The following is a 3,403-nucleotide window of genomic DNA, read 5'->3' as shown; positions in this document are numbered from 1 at the left end:
GGGAGTGGGAACGTTGGTCGTCGGGCGGGTGGGGAGCTGGACACGCTGTTGGGTCCTGAGGAAACGGACCCTTCAGCCCCTGAACACGAGAGTCTTCGACTCGGGTGTGATGGGGCTGGGTTGTTTCTTCTGGATTGCGGGGCTGGTTGCCCTGGTCGCCGGTTGGTGGCTGGGGGGCTGGTGGTCCCGGTTGTTTTTTGAGAACTGCACAGTGGACGCGAGCATCTCTGAATGAGGGCCCTTTCGGGGGTTCTTGTTCTCTGTTGCGATTTGTTGATCGTTTTGTGTGTTCAAGTTTTTAAGGGCATACGGTGGATGCCTTGGCATCAGGAGCCGATGAAGGACGTGGGAGCCTGCGATATGCCTCGGGGAGTCGGCAACCAGACTTTGATCCGGGGATTTCCGAATGGGGAAACCTGGCACCCGTCATGGGGTGTCGCCGCCGTCTGAATGTATAGGGCGGTTGGTGGGAACGCGGGGAAGTGAAACATCTCAGTACCCGCAGGAAGAGAAAACAATAGTGATTCCGTGAGTAGTGGTGAGCGAAAGCGGAGGAGCCTAAACCGTGCGCGTGTGATAGCCGGCAGGCGTTGCGTGTGCGGGGTTGTGGGACCATCCGGTCAGTGCTGCCGTGCTGACAAGAAGTTACAAACTGCTCGGGTAGTCGAATGGCATGGGAAGGCCGACCGTAGACGGTGAGAGTCCGGTAGACGAAATCTGAGTGGCTTCTGGGTGTGTTCCCGAGTAGCACGGGGCCCGTGAAATCCCGTGTGAATCTGCCACGACCACGTGGTAAGGCTGAATACTTCCTGATGACCGATAGCGGACCAGTACCGTGAGGGAAAGGTGAAAAGTGCCCCGGTGAGGGGTCGTGAAAGAGTACCTGAAACCGTGTGCCTACAAGCCGTCAGAGCGTCCTCAGCCCTTTCGGGGGCTGTTCGTGATGGCGTGCCTTTTGAAGAATGAGCCTGCGAGTTATGGTGTGTGGCGAGGTTAACCGGTGGCGGGTAGCCGTAGCGAAAGCGAGTCTGAATAGGGCGTTTGAGTCGCATGCTGTAGACCCGAAGCGGAGTGATCTAGCCATGGGCAGGGTGAAGCGCCGGTAAGACGGTGTGGAGGCCCGAACCCACCAGGGTTGAAAACCTGGGGGATGACCTGTGGTTAGGGGTGAAAGGCCAATCAAACTCCGTGATAGCTGGTTCTCCCCGAAATGCATTTAGGTGCAGCGTTGCGTGTTTCTTGCCGGAGGTAGAGCTACTGGATGGCCGATGGGCCCGACAAGGTTACTGACGTCAGCCAAACTCCGAATGCCGGTAAGTGAGAGCGTGGCAGTGAGACTGCGGGGGATAAGCTTCGTAGTCGAGAGGGAAACAGCCCAGATCATCGGTTAAGGCCCCTAAGCGTGTGCTAAGTGGTAAAGGATGTGGAGTTGCCGTGACAACCAGGAGGTTGGCTTAGAAGCAGCCATCCTTGAAAGAGTGCGTAATAGCTCACTGGTCAAGTGATTCCGCGCCGACAATGTAGCGGGGCTCAAGCACACCGCCGAAGCCGTGGCATTTCAGTCGTGAGGCTGGGATGGGTAGGGGAGCGTCCTGCGTCCGGTGAAGCCGCCGAGTGATCGTGTGGTGGAGGGCGTGGGAGTGAGAATGCAGGCATGAGTAGCGAATGGAGAGTGAGAAACTCTCCCGCCGGATGACCAAGGGTTCCTGGGGCAGGCTAATCCGCCCAGGGTAAGTCGGGACCTAAGGCGAGGCCGACAGGCGTAGTCGATGGACAACGGGTTGATATTCCCGTACCCGCTGGTATGCGCCAACGCTGAATCCTCTGATGCTAAGACCCTGAATCCTGGTTGGAGCCTTCGGGTTTCTTCCGGGCCTAGCGGTCGGCCCGAGGGGGTAGTAGGTGAGCGATGGGGTGACGCAGGAGGGTAGCTCAGCCCAGGCGATGGTTGTCCTGGGGTAAGCATGTAGCCCGGTGTGCAGGTAAATCCGCATGCCGTTGAGGGTGAGATGTGATGCCGAGCCGTTTTAGGTGAAGTGAGTGATCCCATGCTGCCGAGAAAAGCCTCTAGTGAGTGTACCGGCGGCCCGTACCCTAAACCGACTCAGGTGGTCAGGTAGAGAATACCAAGGCGATCGGGTGAACTGTGGTTAAGGAACTCGGCAAATTGCCCCCGTAACTTTGGGAGAAGGGGGACCACGTCCGGTGATGGCACTTGCTGCCGGAGCTGGGGGTGGTCGCAGAGGCCAGGGGGAAGCGACTGTTTACTAAAAACACAGGTCCGTGCGAAGTCGTAAGACGCTGTATACGGACTGACGCCTGCCCGGTGCCGGAACGTTAAGAGGACCGGTTAGGCCTTCGGGTCGAAGCTGAGAATCTAAGCGCCGGTAAACGGCGGTGGTAACTATAACCATCCTAAGGTAGCGAAATTCCTTGTCGGGTAAGTTCCGACCTGCACGAATGGCGTAACGACTTCCCCGCTGTCTCAACCACAGGCCCGGTGAAATTGCAGTACGAGTAAAGATGCTCGTTTCGCGCAGCAGGACGGAAAGACCCCGGGACCTTCACTATAGCTTGGCATTGGCGTTTGGAGCGTCTTGTGTAGGATAGGTGGGAGACTGTGAAGCCGGCACGCCAGTGTCGGTGGAGTCGTTGGTGAAATACCACTCTGGTCGTTTTGAGCGTCTAACCCGCACCCGTGGATCCGGGTGGGGGACAGTGCCTGGTGGGTAGTTTAACTGGGGCGGTTGCCTCCCAAAGAGTAACGGAGGCGCCCAAAGGTTCCCTCAGCCTGGTTGGCAATCAGGTGGTGAGTGCAAGGGCACAAGGGAGCTTGACTGTGAGACTGACAGGTCGAGCAGGTGCGAAAGCAGGGCCTAGTGATCCGGCACCGGCGTGTGGAAGCGGTGTCGCTCAACGGCTAAAAGGTACCCCGGGGATAACAGGCTGATCTTCCCCAAGAGTCCATATCGACGGGATGGTTTGGCACCTCGATGTCGGCTCGTCGCATCCTGGGGCTGGAGTAGGTCCCAAGGGTTGGGCTGTTCGCCCATTAAAGCGGCACGCGAGCTGGGTTTAGAACGTCGCGAGACAGTTCGGTCCCTATCCGCTGCGCGCGTAGGAGAATTGAGAGGGTCTGTCCCTAGTACGAGAGGACCGGGACGGACGGACCTCTGGTGTGCCAGTTGTCCCGCCAGGGGCACGGCTGGTTGGCTACGTTCGGTCGGGATAACCGCTGAAAGCATCTAAGCGGGAAGCCTTCCTCGAGATGAGTTCTCCCTCCCACCTTTGGTGGGGTAAGGCTCCCAGTAGACGACTGGGTTGATAGGCCGGAGATGGAAGCTCGGTAACGGGTGGAGTTGACCGGTACTAATAGGCCGAGTGGCTTGACACACCCTGATCG

The 3,403-nt window shown here is 58.3% G+C and carries 1 rRNA gene; it reads left to right on the top strand.

Going from position 1 to position 3,403, the window contains the following annotated elements:
* The first annotated feature begins 288 nt into the window (after positions 1 to 288).
* Positions 289 to 3,394, top strand: a 23S ribosomal RNA gene (locus ACFPZN_RS55795).
* Positions 3,395 to 3,403: the final 9 nt, after the last annotated feature.

It is taken from the genome of Actinomadura rugatobispora (genome assembly GCF_042656285.1).
Taxonomy (GTDB): domain Bacteria; phylum Actinomycetota; class Actinomycetes; order Streptosporangiales; family Streptosporangiaceae; genus Spirillospora; species Spirillospora rugatobispora.
This window is presented reverse-complemented; position numbering and strand designations above follow the sequence as displayed.